The 17,957-nt window shown below is 54.7% G+C and carries 19 protein-coding genes and 1 pseudogene; 11 read left to right on the forward strand and 9 right to left on the reverse strand.

Annotated features, from left to right (window positions below):
- The first annotated feature begins 43 nt into the window (after window positions 1-43).
- Window positions 44-1,206 (forward strand): IS3-like element IS3 family transposase gene (locus HV314_RS05930; protein WP_085947771.1). Its coding sequence is split into 2 segments (ribosomal slippage): window positions 44-305 and window positions 305-1,206, totalling 1,164 coding nucleotides; the frame shifts between segments, so codons are not numbered across the junction.
- Window positions 1,207-1,236: 30 nt separating this feature from the next.
- Here HV314_RS05930 and HV314_RS05935 read toward each other — a convergent pair.
- The 6 genes and pseudogenes from HV314_RS05935 to hypA form a co-directional block, all read right to left on the reverse strand.
- Window positions 1,237-1,908, reverse strand: a pseudogene (locus HV314_RS05935) (formate hydrogenlyase transcriptional activator FlhA); the annotation flags it as partial.
- Window positions 1,909-2,114: 206 nt separating this feature from the next.
- Window positions 2,115-3,125: a hydrogenase maturation carbamoyl dehydratase HypE gene (hypE, locus tag HV314_RS05940; RefSeq protein ID WP_016157324.1), complete on the reverse strand. Its 1,011-nt coding sequence runs from the start codon at window positions 3,123-3,125 to the stop codon at window positions 2,115-2,117.
- The gene (gene hypD / locus HV314_RS05945) at window positions 3,122-4,243 is read right to left on the reverse strand and encodes a hydrogenase formation protein HypD (protein WP_181547562.1); all 1,122 of its coding nucleotides are present in this window, start codon (window positions 4,241-4,243) and stop codon (window positions 3,122-3,124) included. Before hypD ends, hypE begins: the two co-directional genes overlap by 4 nt.
- Window positions 4,243-4,515, reverse strand: coding sequence for a hydrogenase 3 maturation protein HypC (hypC, locus tag HV314_RS05950; protein ID WP_003037411.1), 273 nt, complete (start codon window positions 4,513-4,515; stop codon window positions 4,243-4,245). Before hypC ends, hypD begins: the two co-directional genes overlap by 1 nt.
- The gene (gene hypB, locus HV314_RS05955) at window positions 4,506-5,378 is read right to left on the reverse strand and encodes a hydrogenase nickel incorporation protein HypB (RefSeq protein WP_016154192.1); all 873 of its coding nucleotides are present in this window, start codon (window positions 5,376-5,378) and stop codon (window positions 4,506-4,508) included. The genes hypC and hypB overlap by 10 nt, the downstream gene beginning before the upstream one ends.
- A gap of 52 nt (window positions 5,379-5,430) precedes the next feature.
- Window positions 5,431-5,802 carry a hydrogenase maturation nickel metallochaperone HypA gene (gene hypA, locus HV314_RS05960; RefSeq protein WP_016154191.1) on the reverse strand — a complete coding sequence of 124 codons (372 nt, stop codon included), beginning with the start codon at window positions 5,800-5,802 and terminating at the stop codon, window positions 5,431-5,433.
- A gap of 198 nt (window positions 5,803-6,000) precedes the next feature.
- Here hypA and hycA point away from each other — a divergent pair, with 198 nt between their 5' ends.
- The 9 genes from hycA (at window position 6,001) to hycI (ending at window position 13,877) form a co-directional block, all read left to right on the forward strand.
- Entirely contained in the window at window positions 6,001-6,459 is a 459-nt protein-coding gene (gene hycA, locus HV314_RS05965; protein ID WP_016154190.1) for a formate hydrogenlyase regulator HycA, read from the forward strand.
- Window positions 6,460-6,600: 141 nt separating this feature from the next.
- Window positions 6,601-7,212, forward strand: a complete 612-nt coding sequence (gene hycB, locus HV314_RS05970; RefSeq protein ID WP_016154189.1) for a formate hydrogenlyase subunit HycB — start codon at window positions 6,601-6,603, stop codon at window positions 7,210-7,212.
- Window positions 7,209-9,035, forward strand: a complete 1,827-nt coding sequence (gene hycC, locus HV314_RS05975) for a formate hydrogenlyase subunit 3 (protein WP_016154188.1) — start codon at window positions 7,209-7,211, stop codon at window positions 9,033-9,035. Before hycB ends, hycC begins: the two co-directional genes overlap by 4 nt.
- Window positions 9,036-9,037: 2 nt before the next feature.
- Window positions 9,038-9,961, forward strand: coding sequence for a respiratory chain complex I subunit 1 family protein (locus HV314_RS05980; protein WP_046274832.1), 924 nt, complete (start codon window positions 9,038-9,040; stop codon window positions 9,959-9,961).
- A gap of 17 nt (window positions 9,962-9,978) precedes the next feature.
- Entirely contained in the window at window positions 9,979-11,688 is a 1,710-nt protein-coding gene (gene hycE, locus HV314_RS05985; RefSeq protein WP_181547564.1) for a formate hydrogenlyase subunit HycE, read from the forward strand.
- A 9-nt stretch (window positions 11,689-11,697) separates the two neighbouring features.
- Window positions 11,698-12,240: a formate hydrogenlyase subunit HycF gene (gene hycF, locus HV314_RS05990; protein WP_016154185.1), complete on the forward strand. Its 543-nt coding sequence runs from the start codon at window positions 11,698-11,700 to the stop codon at window positions 12,238-12,240.
- Window positions 12,240-13,007: a formate hydrogenlyase subunit HycG gene (gene hycG / locus HV314_RS05995; RefSeq protein WP_003037388.1), complete on the forward strand. Its 768-nt coding sequence runs from the start codon at window positions 12,240-12,242 to the stop codon at window positions 13,005-13,007. The genes hycF and hycG overlap by 1 nt, the downstream gene beginning before the upstream one ends.
- Window positions 13,004-13,414 (forward strand): formate hydrogenlyase maturation HycH family protein, encoded by a 411-nt coding sequence (locus tag HV314_RS06000; protein ID WP_003037385.1) that lies wholly within the window; start codon window positions 13,004-13,006, stop codon window positions 13,412-13,414. Before hycG ends, HV314_RS06000 begins: the two co-directional genes overlap by 4 nt.
- Window positions 13,407-13,877 carry a hydrogenase maturation peptidase HycI gene (gene hycI, locus HV314_RS06005; protein ID WP_181547566.1) on the forward strand — a complete coding sequence of 157 codons (471 nt, stop codon included), beginning with the start codon at window positions 13,407-13,409 and terminating at the stop codon, window positions 13,875-13,877. Before HV314_RS06000 ends, hycI begins: the two co-directional genes overlap by 8 nt.
- A gap of 74 nt (window positions 13,878-13,951) precedes the next feature.
- Here hycI and HV314_RS06010 read toward each other — a convergent pair whose 3' ends face one another.
- Window positions 13,952-14,191, reverse strand: coding sequence for a SymE family type I addiction module toxin (locus HV314_RS06010; protein ID WP_016154182.1), 240 nt, complete (start codon window positions 14,189-14,191; stop codon window positions 13,952-13,954).
- Between the two features lie 272 nt (window positions 14,192-14,463).
- Between HV314_RS06010 and HV314_RS06015 the strand changes: the two genes are divergently transcribed.
- On the forward strand, window positions 14,464-14,928 hold the full coding sequence (locus tag HV314_RS06015) for an OB-fold putative lipoprotein (protein WP_181547568.1): 465 nt from the start codon (window positions 14,464-14,466) through the stop codon (window positions 14,926-14,928).
- Between the two features lie 76 nt (window positions 14,929-15,004).
- Here HV314_RS06015 and HV314_RS06020 read toward each other — a convergent pair whose 3' ends face one another.
- Window positions 15,005-16,429 carry a 6-phospho-beta-glucosidase gene (locus HV314_RS06020; RefSeq protein ID WP_181547570.1) on the reverse strand — a complete coding sequence of 475 codons (1,425 nt, stop codon included), beginning with the start codon at window positions 16,427-16,429 and terminating at the stop codon, window positions 15,005-15,007.
- A gap of 22 nt (window positions 16,430-16,451) precedes the next feature.
- The gene (ascF, locus tag HV314_RS06025) at window positions 16,452-17,906 is read right to left on the reverse strand and encodes a PTS cellobiose/arbutin/salicin transporter subunit IIBC (RefSeq protein ID WP_046274835.1); all 1,455 of its coding nucleotides are present in this window, start codon (window positions 17,904-17,906) and stop codon (window positions 16,452-16,454) included.
- Window positions 17,907-17,957: the final 51 nt, after the last annotated feature.

The raw sequence follows: 17,957 nt of genomic DNA on the forward strand, positions 1-17,957 counted from the left end.
ACACGCGGCTAAGTGAGTAAACTCTCAGTCAGAGGTGACTCACATGACAAAAACAGTATCAACCAGTAAAAAACCCCGTAAACAGCATTCGCCTGAATTTCGCAGTGAAGCCCTGAAGCTTGCTGAACGCATCGGTGTTACTGCCGCAGCCCGTGAACTCAGCCTGTATGAATCACAGCTCTACAACTGGCGCAGTAAACAGCAAAATCAGCAGACGTCTTCTGAACGTGAACTGGAGATGTCTACCGAGATTGCACGTCTCAAACGCCAGCTGGCAGAACGGGATGAAGAGCTGGCTATCCTCCAAAAGGCCGCGACATACTTCGCGAAGCGCCTGAAATGAAGTATGTCTTTATTGAAAAACATCAGGCTGAGTTCAGCATCAAAGCAATGTGCCGCGTGCTCCGGGTGGCCCGCAGCGGCTGGTATACGTGGTGTCAGCGGCGGACAAGGATAAGCACGCGTCAGCAGTTCCGCCAACACTGCGACAGCGTTGTCCTCGCGGCTTTTACCCGGTCAAAACAGCGTTACGGTGCCCCACGCCTGACGGATGAACTGCGTGCTCAGGGTTACCCCTTTAACGTAAAAACCGTGGCGGCAAGCCTGCGCCGTCAGGGACTGAGGGCAAAGGCCTCCCGGAAGTTCAGCCCGGTCAGCTACCGCGCACACGGCCTGCCTGTGTCAGAAAATCTGTTGGAGCAGGATTTTTACGCCAGTGGCCCGAACCAGAAGTGGGCAGGAGACATCACGTACTTACGTACAGATGAAGGCTGGCTGTATCTGGCAGTGGTCATTGACCTGTGGTCACGTGCCGTTATTGGCTGGTCAATGTCGCCACGCATGACGGCGCAACTGGCCTGCGATGCCCTGCAGATGGCGCTGTGGCGGCGTAAGAGGCCCCGGAACGTTATCGTTCACACGGACCGTGGAGGCCAGTACTGTTCAGCAGATTATCAGGCGCAACTGAAGCGGCATAATCTGCGTGGAAGTATGAGCGCAAAAGGTTGCTGCTACGATAATGCCTGCGTGGAAAGCTTCTTTCATTCGCTGAAAGTGGAATGTATCCATGGAGAACACTTTATCAGCCGGGAAATAATGCGGGCAACGGTGTTTAATTATATCGAATGTGATTACAATCGGTGGCGGCGGCACAGTTGGTGTGGCGGCCTCAGTCCGGAACAATTTGAAAACAAGAACCTCGCTTAGGCCTGTGTCCATATTACGTGGGTAGGATCAGCTGATGGCATCAATGTCGAAGTAGTGATGGATCTCTTTGGCGACTTCGCTGACCAGCTCATCAATATCCAGGCGGGAGAGTACAGCATTGGTGATGGCGACCAGGATGCGAAAGTTATCACGCTCACGGCACAGGAGATCGTAATCGACATTGTTGCTGACCCGGCTTTGAATTTGTTCAGCAACGACGCCGACTATTTGGGTGAAGGTCTGCAGCCGGTTGTACTCTTTTTCACTCCACGGTTGGTCTTCGTTACGGATAAATTCGCAACCGCCAAAGATTCGCCCATCTGCTGCCAGCGGTAGCAGGCAGTAGTGACCAAATTTAGAATACAGCCCGCCAGAGGCCAGCTGTGGCCAGGTTTCGCTAAACTCGTGATAGTTGCAGTGCAGCGCATCGGGGCGAGACAAAATACGGCGTACCGGGCCATGCGCCAGCACCGTTTCGTCTTCATAATCGATGGGGTTACCATTTTCACGCGTCGCAAAATAACGCGCACGCTGCGTTTGTGCCTGCCATAAGACAATAGCCGCGCAGTCGGCCAGCGCTGAACGCTTGACCAGTTGCGAAAGCGCCTCGCTGAGAGACGGCAGGTCGGGCTGCTGTAATAATGTACGAGTAATATCGAACAGGCCTTGCTGTCCGAGGTCACTCATCGGTGTATACGACATATTGCTTTTCCAGGAAAAGCACCGCAGAACGGTGCGAAAACGGTAAATGAATTATAGGTATAAGTCGTAAATTATTGCCGGACTGGTCCCGCTACTCGAACCGTAGACCCGATCGGCAAAACGCCATCAGGTGATAATGCAGCGTTAAGGCCGGATGTCGACGCAAATGCGTCTTACCCGGCCTACAGCTTGCTGCCAACCGGCTGTTAGCATATACGAGGTAATGGTTCGGCGTGTGGTAAATCGAGAGTGCGTTTCACGCCGTAGAGTCCGGCAAGACGCACACCTTTGCGTTCTACCACTTCACCAATCATTGCGGCATCGCGTCCTAACGGATGTGCGCGCAGCGCGGCAAGCACCGTTTCAGCAGCCTGACGCTCAACGGCAATCACCAGCTTGCCTTCGTTAGCAAAGTTAAGCGCATCCAGACCCAGCAGTTCGCAAACGCCACGCACCGCGGGCTTCACGGGCAGGGCCGCTTCAGACAGCTCAATACCAAACCCGCATGAGGCGGCAAATTCATGCGTTACAGCATTTACGCCGCCACGGGTCGCGTCACGCAGCGCCTTCACGCCGGGAATATCACGCAGCGTCTGGATAAGCGGTGTCAATACCGCGCAGTCGCTGACCAGTTCGCCATCAAGACCCAGCTGTTCGCGCAGGTTAAGGATAGTTGCGCCGTGATCGCCAAGCGTACCGCTGACCAGCAGCACATCGCCTGGGCCGAGGGTCTGTGCGCCCCAGTGAATGTTGGCGGGGATCGCCCCCATTCCGGCCGTGTTGATGAACAGCTTGTCTGCAGCGCCGCGCTGCACGACTTTGGTATCGCCGGTCACGATGGCGATGCCTGCTTCACGCGCGGTCGCCGCCATACTGTTGACGACGGTTTTCAACGTCTCCATCGGCAAACCCTCTTCGAGGATAAAACCGCAGGAGAGGTAGCGAGGGATCGCGCCGCTGACCGCCACGTCGTTAGCCGTACCGCAGATGGCCAGCTTGCCGATATTGCCACCTGGGAAGAACAACGGATCGATAACATAGCTGTCGGTTGAAAACGCCAGACGATCGCCTTCTGCGACCAGTTGCGCCAGATCCAGACGCGCCTGATCCTCTTGTTCTGCCAGCCACGGATTAGCAAAAGCCTCCATAAACAGACTGTTGATCAACTGCTGCATAGCCTGACCGCCGCTACCGTGGGCGAGTTGTACGCTGTTCATGCTTCACACTCCTGCTGACGATACTGATACCAGGCGGCACATGCGCCTTCTGAGGAGACCATCAGGGCGCCAAACGCGGTCTCCGGGTTACAGGTTTTGCCAAATAGCGGGCACTGATGCGGTTTGCATCTGCCGGTCAATACCTCGCCGCAACGCGCGCGCGGATCGTCATACACCTGCTGCGGCGCTGGCTGGAAATGCGCTTCGGCATCAAAGCGCTGATAGTCTGGCGTCAGGTGAACGCCAGAGGACTCAATGACGCCCAGACCGCGCCATTCGCTATCGCCATTGACGCAGAACACTTCGGCGATGGCCTGTTGCGCTAACAGGTTACCGGCGTCCGGCACCACGCGGCGATACTGGTTTTCAACCTGGCTATGCGCGGCAATCTTCTGTTCAATCAACATCACCACGCCCTGCAACAGATCGAGCGGTTCGAAACCGGCGACCACCAACGGACGATGGAAATCTGAAGCAATGAAATTATAGGCATCGGTGCCAATCACCATGCTGACATGGCCCGGCGCTAAGAAGGCGTCGATGCCATTGTCCGGCTGTTCCAGCAGGCTGCGCAGCGTAGGGATAAGCGTGATGTGCTGGCAGAAAAAGTAAAAGTTCTGCACGTCACGCTGTTTTGCCTGCTGAAGGGTGATGGCGGTGGTTGGCATTGTGGTTTCAAAACCCAGGCCAAAGAACACAACCTTACGCGTTGGGTTTTCCTGCGCCAGCTTCAGCGCATCCATCGGTGAATAGACGATGCGGATATCCGCGCCGCGCGCTTTGGCTTGTAGCAAAGAACCTTGTTTACCCGGAACGCGCATCGCATCGCCAAAGGTGCAAAAAATCACTTCAGAATGGCTGGCGATTTCCACACAGCTGTCGATTCTGCCCATAGGCAGAACGCAAACCGGGCAGCCCGGGCCATGAATAAACTCGACGTTGTCGGGCAACAATTGGTCGAGACCGAACTTGAAGATAGCGTGGGTATGACCACCACATACTTCCATGATGCGCAGCGGACGTTCAGCAGTGTAGGGGAGGTGTGCGGCACGTTCACACAGGTGCTCTATCAACTGCATCACCTGTTCTGGTGCGCGGTATTCGTCAACAAAACGCATTATTTTTCCTCGCCATACAACAACGCGCCGACATCCGGCTCAACGTCAAACATGTTTTGCAGCGCGTCGAGCGTGTCGCGCGCTTCAGCTTCATTAATGATGCTCATGGCAAAGCCGACGTGGACCAGTACCCACTGGCCCAGACGGGGTTGACCGTGTTCATCGCAGCTTCCGACCAGCGTCAGGTCGACGTCGCGCTGAATACCGCAAACGTCGACTTTGGCCTGGTTGCCATCAATGGTGCGGATTTGACCCGGAACACCTATGCACATCGCTGCGTCTCCAGCCAGGAGAGCCATTGGTCCATGCCTTCGCCACTGGTGGCGGAAATCAGGATAATCTCAATTTCCGGGTTCACTTCCCGGGCGCTGGCGATGCACTTTTCTACGTCAAAATTGAGGTACGGCAGTAGGTCTACTTTGTTGAGCAGCATCAGCGACGCGGCGGCAAACATATGCGGGTATTTCAGCGGCTTGTCTTCGCCTTCGGTGACGGAAAGCACCGCCACTTTATGGCGTTCGCCGAGGTCGAAGCTGGCCGGGCAAACCAGGTTCCCGACGTTTTCAATGAACAGGATGCCGTTGTCTTCAAGCGGCAAACGTGGCGCGGCGTCAGCAATCATTTGTGCGTCAAGGTGGCAACCTTTACCGGTGTTGACCTGGATGGCGGGCGTACCTGTGGCGCGAATACGGGCGGCATCGTTAACCGTCTGCTGGTCGCCTTCAATGACGGCGCAAGGCACGCTGTCTTTAAGCTTCATCAGCGTTTCGGTCAGCAGCGTGGTTTTACCGGAGCCTGGGCTTGAGACAAGGTTTAATACCAGATGTTGACGGGCAGCAAAGCGTGCGCGGTTGCGCTCGGCCAGACGGTTGTTTTTATCCAGCACGTCAATTTCCACTTCCAGCATCCGGCGCTGACTCATGCCTGGCGCGTGGGTGCCTGCTTCACCGTGACCGTAATGCAAATCGCCTTCTTCGGTCTGGCTCGGTGTGAAACTGGAGGTCTTCACCCCGGTAATATTCAGCGCCGGACGAGCCGCTGGGGCAAATGGCGCGCTGCGAAACGCCGAGTGGGGATTATGCTCATCACCCTCTATATAAAGGTTGCCTTCAGCGCAACCACATGTCGTACACATCGCTCACTCCTGATTTATTACTTGCGATACTTCAGTTGCCGGATGATGACGCTTAGGCGTCGGCATCCGGCGCTGGAGTTTCATCTATTTCAATACGTCGAATCTGTAAGCCGTCATCGGCCACAATTCTCAGCATATCGCTGTTGCATTGCGGACATCTGCGCACGCGTTGCGTCAGTAAGGTGACGTATTGCTGACAAGATTCGCACCAACATTCGGCTTCTTGTTCTTCGAGGTGGAGTTTACAACCTTCTGCAAGGGTCCCGCGGCATACCAGATCAAAACAAAAGGCGAGAGCGCTGGTTTCTACGCAAGAAAATGCGCCAATTTTGAGCCAGACCCCAGTTACTCGTTGAGCACCGTATTGCGTGGCCTGTTGTTCAATCAATTCCAGTGCCCGTTGGCAGAGGGTTATTTCGTGCATACCGCCTCCTATGAAGTTGCCGTATTAAAAGCAATAAACATGCCAGCTTGAATTTTTTCTATCGTGACAATGACGACGATGACGAAATGACATGTCGTCACCGCTCTTTGATTTTTTATCTATATGAAAATTAAGGTTTTAAATTTTGGCATGAAATGTGCTTAAAGCTGTTCATCTCTGCTAAACGGGTAACCTGACATGACTATTTGGGAAATAAGCGAAAAAGCCGATTACATCGCTGAACGGCATCGTCGCCTACAGGACCAGTGGCGTATTTACTGCAACTCGCTGGTTCAGGGGATCACCCTGTCAAAAGCGCGTTTGCATCATGCAATGAGCTGCGCACCGGACAAGGATCTCTGCTTCGTCCTTTTTGAACACTTCACTATCTACGTCACGCTGGCGGACGGCTTTAACAGCCACACCATCGAGTACTACGTTGAAACGAAAGACGGTGATGATAAGCAACTGATTGCACAGGCTGAGTTGACCATCGACGGTAAGGTTGATGAGCGTATCAGCAACCGCGATCGCGAGCAGGTGCTGGAGCACTATCTCGAAAAAATCGCCACCGTCTACGACAGCCTCTATACCGCGGTTGAAAACAATATGCCGGTGAATTTAAGCCAGCTGATTGAGGGACATAGCCCGGCTTAAGCCTTGGGTGTGCCCACTTTTGTCATGATGCGCTTTCATACTGCGTCACGACGTTTAGGGAATGGGCATGTCGAAAAATGTCGAAATGACATTTTCCAGACATGTTTTCGTCAAAAATGACTATCACCTGAGGAATGCCTGGTGAATCGTTTTGTAATTGCTGACTCCACTCTTTGCATCGGCTGCCACACCTGTGAAGCCGCCTGCTCAGAGACACATCGCCAGCATGGCCTGCAGTCAATGCCGCGCCTGAAAGTGATGTTAAATGAAAAAGAATCCGCCCCGCAGCTTTGCCACCATTGCGAAGATGCGCCTTGCGCCACCGTTTGTCCGGTTAATGCGATTAATCGCGTTGATGGTGCCGTGCAGCTGAATGAAAGCCTGTGTGTAAGCTGCAAACTGTGCGGGATAGCCTGTCCGTTTGGCGCGATTGAGTTTTCCGGTAGCCGTCCGCTGCATATCCCGGCAAACGCCAATACGCCAAAAGCGCCTCCGGCTCCGCCAGCGCCTGCCCGCGTGAGCACGTTGCTGGACTGGGTTCCGGGTATTCGCGCCATCGCGGTGAAATGCGATCTGTGCAGTTTTGACGAGCTTGGTCCGGCCTGCGTACGCATGTGCCCGACCAAAGCCCTGCACCTGGTGAGTAACGTGGATATTGCCCGCGCCAGCAAACGTAAGCGTGAGCTGACTTTCAATACCGATTTCGGCGATCTCACCTTGTTTCAGCAGGCTCAGAGTGGGGATGCAAAATGAGCGCAATTTCACTGATTAACAGCGGCGTGGCCTGGTTTACGGCGGCTGCGGTTCTGGCATTTCTGTTTTCATTTCACAAACCGCTGAGCGGCTGGATTGCCGGGGTTGGCGGTGCGGTTGGCAGCCTGTGTACAGCGGCTGCGGGTTTCACCGTACTGACTAATGCCCTGGCTTTAAGCGGTGTGATGCCGTTTATTGGTCACAGTGTGCAAATTACCCCGTTGAACGCTATCTGGCTGATTACGCTGGGCCTGTGCGGCCTGTTTGTCAGCCTGTACAACATTGACTGGCATCGTCATCCGCAGGTAAAAGCCAACGGGCTGCTGGTGAATCTGCTGATGGCCGCGGCGGTATGTGCGGTGGTTGCCAGCAACCTCGGAACGCTGGTGGTGATGGCGGAAATCATGGCGCTGTGTGCCGTGTTCCTCACCGGCTGCAGCAAAGAGGGCAAACTGTGGTTTGCGCTGGGCCGCGTCGGCACGCTGCTGCTGGCTATTGCCTGCTACCTGGTGTGGCAACGCTACGGCACCCTGGAGCTGCGCCTGCTTGACCTGCGCGCACAGGAGCTGCCGCTCGGGTCTGATATCTGGCTGCTGGGCGTGGCGGGTTTTGGCCTGCTGGCCGGGATTATTCCGCTGCACGGATGGGTGCCACAGGCACACGCCAACGCCAGCGCACCGGCGGCGGCGCTGTTCTCTACCGTCGTCATGAAAGTGGGTCTGCTGGGTATTCTCTCCCTGTCGTTGCTGGGCGGTAATGCGCCGCTGTGGTGGGGCATTACGCTGCTGGTGCTGGGAATGATCACCGCGTTTGTCGGCGGTCTGTATGCGCTGATGGAACACAACATTCAGCGTCTGCTGGCATACCACACGCTGGAAAACATCGGCATTATTCTGCTGGGTCTGGGCGCAGGCGTAACCGGAATTTCCCTGAATCAACCTGCGCTGATTGCGCTGGGTTTGACCGGCGGTCTGTACCACCTGGTAAACCACAGCCTGTTCAAAAGCGTTCTGTTCCTGGGCGCAGGCAGCATCTGGTTCCGTACCGGTCATCGTGATATCGAAAAACTGGGCGGTATAGGTAAACGTATGCCGGTTATCTCTCTGGCGATGCTGGTTGGCCTGATGGCGATGGCCGCACTGCCGCCGCTGAACGGTTTTGCCGGTGAGTGGGTTATCTACCAGTCCTTCTTTAAGCTTGGCAACAGCGGCGCGTTTGTCGGTCGTCTGTTAGGACCGTTACTGGCGGTAGGACTGGCGATTACCGGCGCGCTGGCGGTGATGTGTATGGCGAAAGTCTATGGCGTTACGTTCCTTGGCGCACCGCGCACGAAGGAAGCTGAAAATGCCTGCTGCGCGCCAATCCTGATGGGCGTTAGCGTAGTCGCGTTGGCTATCTGCTGCGTGATTGGGGGCGTTGCTGCGCCGTGGCTGCTGCCGATGATCTCCGCTGCCGTTCCGCTGCCGCTGGAAACCGCGAACACCACCGTTTCTCAGCCAATGATCACGCTGCTGCTGATCGCATGTCCGCTGCTGCCGTTTATCATCATGGCGATTTTCAAAGGCAACCGTCTGCCATCGCGTTCACGCGGTGCGGCATGGGTGTGTGGTTACGATCACGAGCAGTCAATGGTCATTACCGCACACGGTTTTGCCATGCCGGTGAAAGAAGCCTTTGCACCGGTACTCAAACTGCGCAAATGGCTGAATCCGGTATCACTGGTTCCGGGCTGGCAGAATGCGGCTGCACCGGTGCTGTTCCGTCGCCTGGCGCTGATTGAGCTGGCGGTACTGGTGGTGATTGTGGTTTCACGAGGAGCCTGAGAATGAGTGTTTTATATCCGTTAATTCAGGCGCTGGTGCTGTTTGCCGTTGCGCCGCTGCTGTCCGGTATTACCCGCGTGGCACGTGCGCGTTTGCACAATCGCCGCGGTCCGGGCGTTTTGCAGGAATACCGCGACATTATCAAACTGCTGGGCCGTCAGAGCATTGCGCCTGCGGATTCCAGTTGGGTTTTCCGCCTGACGCCGTTTGTGATGGTGGGTGTGATGCTGACTATCGCCACCGCGTTGCCGGTAGTGACCGTTGGCTCACCGCTGCCGCAACTGGGCGATCTGATCACCTTAATTTACCTGTTCGCCATCGCTCGCTTCTTCTTCTCTATCGCGGGCCTGGATACCGGTAGCCCGTTTACCGCTATTGGCGCCAGCCGCGAAGCGATGCTCGGCGTGCTGGTTGAACCTATCCTGCTGCTGGGTCTGTGGGTAGCGGCGCAGGTTGCTGGCTCAACGCATATCAGCAATATCGCCGATACCATTTATCACTGGCCTGCTGCACGCAGCATTCCGTTGATTCTGGCGCTGTGCGCCTGTGCTTTCGCCACCTTTATCGAAATGGGCAAACTGCCGTTCGATCTGGCAGAGGCAGAGCAGGAGCTGCAGGAAGGTCCATTGACCGAATACAGCGGCAGCGGTTTTGCGGTGCTGAAATGGGGCATTAGCCTTAAGCAACTGGTCGTTCTGCAAATGTTCGTTGGCGTGTTCCTGCCGTGGGGACAGATGGAAACCTTCACCTCGGGTGGGCTGCTGCTGGCGCTGGTGATTGCCGTCGTCAAACTGGTTCTCGGCGTGCTGGTCATCGCCCTGTTCGAAAACAGCATGGCGCGTCTGCGTTTTTGCGCCACTTCACGCGTGACCTGGGCCGGTTTTGGGTTTGCGTTTTTAGCGTTCGTCTCCTTGCTGGTGGCGTGATTTAAGAGAGTTTGAGCATGTCTGAAGAAAAATTAGGTCAACAATATCTCGCGGCGCTGCACCAGGCCTTCCCGGGCGTCGTGCTGGATGAAGCCTGGCAGACCAAAGATCAGCTGACGATCACCGTCAAGGTGAACTACCTGCCGGAAGTGGTGGAGTTCCTGTACTACAAACAGGGTGGCTGGTTGTCCGTGCTGTTTGGTAACGACGAACGTCAGCTGTGCGGTCATTATGCCGTGTACTACGTGCTGTCGATGGAGCAGGGTACCAAGTGCTGGATTACCGTGCGCGTTGAAGTCGATGCCAATAAGCTGGAGTTCCCGTCCGTCACGCCGCGCGTGCCTGCTGCGGTCTGGGGCGAGCGCGAAGTGCGCGATATGTACGGTTTGATCCCGGTTGGTTTGCCCGATGAGCGTCGTCTGGTACTGCCGGATGACTGGCCGGACGAACTCTACCCGCTGCGTAAAGACAGCATGGATTATCGCCAGCGCCCCGCGCCGACTACCGATGCTGAAACCTACGAGTTCATCAACGAACTGGGAGACAAGAAAAATAATGTAGTGCCGATTGGCCCACTGCACGTCACCTCTGATGAACCTGGTCACTTCCGTCTGTTTGTTGACGGCGAGAACATCATCGACGCCGACTACCGTCTGTTCTATGTCCACCGCGGCATGGAGAAGCTGGCGGAAACCCGCATGGGTTACAACGAAGTGACCTTCTTGTCCGACCGCGTGTGCGGCATTTGCGGCTTTGCGCACAGCACCGCCTATACCACCTCCGTCGAGAACGCGATGGGCATCGTCGTGCCGGAACGTGCGCAGATGATCCGCGCCATTCTGCTGGAAGTTGAACGCCTGCACTCGCACCTGCTGAACCTCGGCCTGGCCTGTCACTTTACCGGTTTTGACTCCGGCTTTATGCAGTTCTTCCGCGTGCGTGAAACTTCCATGAAGATGGCGGAGATCCTCACCGGGGCACGTAAAACTTACGGTCTGAACCTGATCGGCGGTATTCGTCGTGATCTGTTGAAAGAGGATATGATCCAGACCCGTCAACTGGCGCAGCAGATGCGTCGTGACGTGCAGGAACTGGTCGATATGCTGCTCAGCACGCCGAACATGGAACAGCGTACCGTAGGTATTGGCCGTCTGGATCCGGAGATTGCCCGTGACTTCAGTAACGTCGGCCCGATGGTGCGCGCCAGCGGCCATGCGCGTGACACCCGCGCCGATCACCCGTTTGTGGGCTATGGTCTGCTGCCGATGGAAGTTCACAGTGAGCAGGGTTGCGACGTTATTTCTCGTCTGAAAGTCCGTATCAATGAAGTCTACACCGCACTGAATATGATCGACTTTGGTCTGGACAACCTGCCAGGCGGCCCGCTGGCTGTGGAAGGTTTCACCTACATTCCACAACGCTTTGCGCTGGGCTTTGCTGAAGCGCCGCGCGGGGATGACATCCACTGGAGTATGACTGGCGACAACCAGAAACTGTATCGCTGGCGCTGTCGCGCGGCGACTTACGCCAACTGGCCGACGCTGCGCTACATGCTGCGTGGCAACACCGTTTCCGATGCCCCGCTGATTATCGGTAGCCTCGATCCTTGCTATTCCTGTACCGACCGTATGACTGTGGTCGATGTGCGTAAGAAGAAGAGCAAAGTCGTGCCGTACAAAGAACTTGAGCGCTACAGCATCGAGCGTAAAAACTCGCCGCTGAAATAAGGAATCGCCATGTTTACCTTTATCAAAAAAGTCATCAAAACCGGGGCGCCGACATCGTCGTATCCGCTGGAGCCGATTGCGGTCGATAAAAACTTCCGTGGCAAACCGGAACACAATCCGCAGCAGTGCATTGGCTGTGCGGCCTGTGTGAATGCGTGCCCGTCGAACGCGCTGACGGTAGAAACCGATCTGGTCACCCATGAGCTGGCGTGGCAGTTCAATCTCGGCCGTTGCATCTTCTGCGCCCGCTGCGAAGAAGTCTGCCCGACGGCGGCAATCAAGCTGTCGCAGGAGTATGAACTGGCGGTGTGGAAGAAAGAGGATTTCCTGCAGCAGTCCCGCTTTGCGCTGTGTAATTGCCGCGTATGTAACCGCCCGTTTGCGGTACAAAAAGAGATTGATTACGCCATTGCGCTGCTTAAGCACAACGGTGACAGCCGTGCGGAAAACCACCGTGAAAGCTTTGAGACCTGCCCGGATTGTAAGCGCCAGAAATGCCTGGTGCCGTCTGACCGTATTGAACTGACTCGCCATATGAAAGAGGCCAGCTGATGAGCAATTTATTAGGCCCACGTGACGCCAACGGTATTCCGGTACCGATGACGGTGGATGAATCCATTGCCAGCATGAAAGCGTCGCTGCTTAAAAGCATCAAGCGTTCAGCGTACGTTTACCGTGTGGACTGCGGCGGCTGCAACGGCTGTGAAATCGAAATCTTCGCTACGCTTTCTCCGCTGTTTGATGCCGAACGTTTTGGTATCAAAGTTGTACCATCACCGCGCCATGCGGATATCCTGCTGTTTACCGGCGCGGTAACGCGTGCCATGCGCTCTCCGGCGCTGCGCGCCTGGCAGTCTGCGCCAGATCCGAAAATTTGTATCTCTTACGGTGCCTGCGGTAACAGCGGCGGTATCTTCCACGACTTATACTGCGTATGGGGCGGCACGGATAAAATCGTACCGGTGGATGTGTATATTCCTGGTTGTCCGCCAACGCCTGCGGCTACGCTGTACGGTTTTGCAATGGCGCTGGGTCTGCTGGAACAAAAAATTCACGCGCGTGCGCCAGGTGAACTGGACGAACAGCCGGCTGAAATTCTGCATCCGGACATGGTTCAGCCGCTGCGCGTGAAGGTGGATCGTGAAGCCCGCCGTCTGGCGGGCTACCGCTACGGTCGCCAGATTGCTGATGACTATATGACACAGTTAGGGCAGGGCGAGCATCAGGTGGCGCGCTGGCTGGAAGCGGAAAACGATCCGCGTCTGACCGAGATCGTCACGCATCTTAATCATGTTGTCGAAGAGGCGCGTATCCGATGAGTGAAACGGTGGTGTTCAGTCAACTGAGCCGTAAGTTTATTGATGAGAACGATGCAACGCCCGCTGAGGCGCAGCAGGTTGTCTATTACAGCCTGGCGATTGGTCACCACCTTGGGATCATCGATTGCCTGGAAGCGGCGTTAACCTGCCCGTGGGATGAATATCTGGCGTGGATTGCCACGCTTGCTGAAGGCAGTGAAGCCCGCCGGAAAATGGAAGGCGTGCCGAAGTACGGCGAGATCGTCATCGATTTCAACCATGTGCAGATGCTGGCGCGCGCGTTCGATGATGCGCGTGCCGTGCAGACCCCGCAGCAGCAGGAGTGGAGCAAGCTGATGCTTAGCATGCTTCACGATATCCACCAGGAAAGCGCCATCTATCTGATGGTGAGGAGACATCGTGACTGACGTTTTATTATGTGTGGGTAACAGCATGATGGGCGATGACGGCGCGGGGCCGCTGTTGGCCGAAATGTGTGCTGCAAATCCTCAAGGTCAATGGGTTGTCATCGACGGCGGTAGCGCGCCGGAAAACGACATCGTCGCCATCCGTGAGTTGCGTCCGCAGCGTCTGTTGATTGTGGATGCCACCGACATGGGGCTAAATCCTGGTGAAATCCGCATTATCGATCCTGATGATATTGCCGAGATGTTCATGATGACCACCCACAACATGCCGCTGAACTACCTGGTCGATCAGCTGCAAGACGACGTTGGCGAGGTGATTTTCCTTGGCATTCAGCCGGATATTGTCGGTTTTTACTACCCGATGACACAGCCGATCAAAGATGCGGTAGATACCGTTTATCAGCGATTAGCCGGGTGGGAAGGACACGGTGGGTTCGCTGAATTAGAGGCACCGGAAGCCTGAGCCTGAGGGCACTGAATACCGGATGGTGTGTCGCATTACCACCATCCGGATAACGTTGACACCCTGGAAACAGACTATTCACCCGCTTGTTCAATAATTAATTTCCCCTGCGTAACCGATACTTTTACCGACGTGCCCGTTGGGAACCCCGCCTGTTCCAGCCAGTCTCCGTTCATCGTGAGTGAAGCATGGCGGCTTATACGTCGTGTAAAACCGGTTTTGCGATCTTCATGCCGTACTCTGACATAGCTGACTTTAAAATGACGTAATGGCTTGTTGATAACCGCTTCGGCATTACCATTTTTACCAGACATTAACACTCCCTTGTTACGAATAAAACGATGGAAAACTACTGAATAAAATGCCAGTAAAAAGGCGGGAGGGCAAACCCGAAACTGGAAGGCAGATCCAGAAAATAGAATGCAAATAATGAAAAAGATGAGAAGTTGATAATAGCTGGGGGGAGAATATTCTCTTCTTTTACTAATACGGGAGTTATATTATATTTCGGCGTTGTTCAGGGAGGTTATATACTCGAATTATTTAGAATTTGAATATATGGGAAATTAATATACAGGAGTTATTTATGCGTTCAGGTATACGTTTGGTAAATTTAATTATTATTTCCTCTCTTCTTAGCGGGTGCGAGACGGCGGCTGACGCGTTCTTCTCTGCGGGAGACCGATTATTTCAACCGGGGGAGTCATCAGCTGCGTCAATGCCAACCTTGTCCGTCGCTGATTTTGTCGCGCCCTATACCTTAAATCCTGTTAAAGCCAATAAGGACTATCTTGGTGAATGGGTGAAGCTGCGGGGCGTGGTCATTGATATTCGTAAGGTTAATGGTATTTCCAATGCTTATTCTTATCTTGTCAGCCTAAAAGACGAAAATAATAAAACGAACCACGTGATTCAGTTCCAGTTTGGCTCCCATAATAGTACGAATGTTGAGTCATTACAGATTGGCCGGAGCGCGACAATTATTGGTCAGGTCCACGCGTTGGGCGAAGCGCCTTTGCCGCTGCTGCAAAATCCTAAAGTTGTACAATAAAAATGATAACAGACAGCGGGTATATATATTCTGAATAATACGTGTAGCCGGATGGCAGTGTCACCCGGCAACATTGTTATTCCAGATCGGTCCCGTTGCTCGCAATCACTTTCTTATACCACCAGAACGATTTTTTGCGTTTACGCGCTAACGTGCCGTTGCCCGCGTCATCGCGGTCCACATACACAAAACCGTAGCGTTTGCTCATCTCACCGGTTGAGGCTGAAACCAAATCGATACAGCCCCAGGTGGTGTAGCCCAGCAGCGGCACGCCATCTTCAATAGCATCTGCAATGGCGCGAATGTGCTCGCGTAAATAGCTAATGCGATAGTCGTCATTGATTTCGCCGTTAGCATCGATCTCATCTTTCGCCCCCAGCCCGTTTTCCACCAGAAACAACGGCTTCTGGTAGCGGTCATACATCATATTCATGGTGATGCGCAGACCGAGTGGGTCGATGCCCCAGCCCCATTCGCTGGCGGCAATGTACGGATTACGCAGCGACTTCACCACGTTAGCGGCGCTGGTATTGCCAGTATTCATTTCAGCGGAGGCGCAGCGCGATGCGTAATAGCTAAACGAGACGAAATCGACGGTGTTTTTCAGGATATCGTCATCTCCCGCCGCTTTTTCTATCACCACGCCTTTTTCGCGAAACACACGGGCAGAGTAAGCGGGGTAAGCCCCGCGCGCCTGCACATCAATAAAGAACAGGTTTTCGCGGTCTTTTTCCAGCGCGGTCCACACATCTTCCGGTTTACAGGAATAAGGATAAAAATTACCGCCCGCCAGCATACAGCCGACCTGGTTTTGCGGATTAATTTCATGGGCTATTTTAGTTGCCAGAGCGCTGGCAATCAGTTCGTGGTGGGCGGACTGATATTTCACCTGATCCTGATTTTCACCTTCTTCAAACACCAGTCCGGCGCCAGAAAAAGGGCTGTGCAGCATAATGTTGATTTCGTTGAACGTTAGCCAGTACTTCACCAGACCGTCAAAGGCCTCGAAGCAGGTACGGGCGTAGCGGGTAAAGAACTCTACCATTTTGCGGTTACGCCAGGAGCCATACTCGCTGACCAGATGCATCGGCACATCGAAGTGACACAGCGTAACTAACGGCTCAATACCGTATTTTTTACACTCGGCAAACACGGCCCGGTAAAACGCGATACCCTCTTCATTTGGCGTCAGCTCGTCGCCGTTAGGGTAGAGACGGCTCCAGGCAATGGAAGTACGAAAAACCGTAAACCCCATTTCCGCCATCAGCGCGATATCTTCTTTATAGCGATGATAAAAGTCGATTGCCTGATGGCTGGGATAAAATTCGTCATCCCGCAGCGTAAAGCGTTTTTCCTGACCCAGTTTGACGGCCATGCGGTTTGTGCCGTGGGGGATCATATCGACGGTGGTCAGCCCTTTGCCGCCTTCCCGGTATGCCCCTTCAGACTGGTTGGCGGCCAGTGCGCCGCCCCATAAAAATCCTTGCGGAAAAACAGACATAGTTAACCTCAGTTCATACCAGTCAAATGCTGGCTCTATTGATATTGCCTGGTTGCGCGGCCTGGTTTTTTCTGGCCTGCGCGGCTGCATCTTCGACAGGAATATCTTCAAAGCCGAGGAGCAGTGTTAATACAAAGGAAAGCACGACCGCCAGCGCCATCACGCCAAACACCCAAACGATGGTCATCGGATTGGCGGGATCGAAAAACTGTACGCTGGTGAACAAGCCTGGAGCCGCCATGGAGTGGCTCGCCAGTCCGGCCATTCCGGCAACGGCACCGCAGATAAAGCCGCTGATAAGACTCGCAATCAGTGGGCGTTTCAGGCGGATCGCCACGCCATACAGCGCGGGTTCGGAAATGCCTGCCATGATGGCCGAGGCGGCTGCCGCTAACGCCGTCTGACGCAGTTCCGGGTTTTTGGTTTTCCATGCCACTGCCAGCGATGAACCGCCCAGCGACAAATTGGCACCGATTTCCGACGGCATCACCATGCCTTCTTTTCCGGTTTCGGCAATGGTCTGAATAATGGTTGGCGTGAAGACGCGGTGCATACCGGTCATCACCAGCAGCGGCCACAATGCGCCCATAATGGCCACCGACAGCCAGCCGAGATAGCCGTGAATGGTATAAACCAGTGCTGAAATTGCACTACCGATCCAGATACCGATCGGGCCAATGATGACGATGGCGAGTGGGGCGGCGATCAGCACGATTAGCATCGGTTTAAGGAAGTTTTTGGTTACCGCCGGAGTGATGCGATCGACCCAGCGTTCGATGTAGGACAGACACCAGGTCATGACCAGCGCCGGGATCACCGTGTAGGTGTATTTCACCGCCGTCACCGGGATCAGGGCAAACTCAACGTGCTCACCCTGCGCGGCCTTCGCCATCAGTTCGATGAAGCTGGGATGCACCAGTACGCCAGCGATGGCGATTGCCAGCGACATGTTGGTTTTGAATTTTATGGCTGCTGAGGCGGCGACCATCAGTGGCAGGAAGAAGAAGGCACCGTCGCCGATTACGGTCAGAATAGTGAGCGTGGACGATCCTTTCACCAGCACGCCGGTCATTTCGAGGATCATTGCCAGCAGCTTGAGCATTGATCCGCCGATAATAGCCGGGATCAACGGGGACATTGTGCCGATCAGCGCGTCGAGGATCCCCGCACCAATCCGCTTCAGCGTCAGCCGAGGTTTGGTTTGCGGCTCTGCAGGTTGCATATTGGCAGGTAACAGGCTGACTACCTCGCGATACGCCTGCGAAACGGTGTTGCCGATGATCACCTGGCACTGGTTATCGCTGCGCACCACGCCGAGCACGCCAGGGAGCGTCTTCAGCGTCGTGCTGTCGACCTGCGAGTCATCTTTGATAACGAAACGCAAACGGGTCATACAGTGGGTCACTGCTGTGATGTTGTCCACGCCTCCCAGAGCCGTCACAACCGAGCGCGCCAGCGCTGCATAATTTTTGGACATCGGATTTAATCCTGTTTTATCAGTAGAGTACGTTATGTTTTATCCGTTCAC

The sequence above is a fragment of the Citrobacter sp. RHBSTW-00887 genome (genome assembly GCF_013728095.1).
GTDB classification, from domain to species: Bacteria; Pseudomonadota; Gammaproteobacteria; order Enterobacterales; family Enterobacteriaceae; genus Citrobacter; species Citrobacter braakii.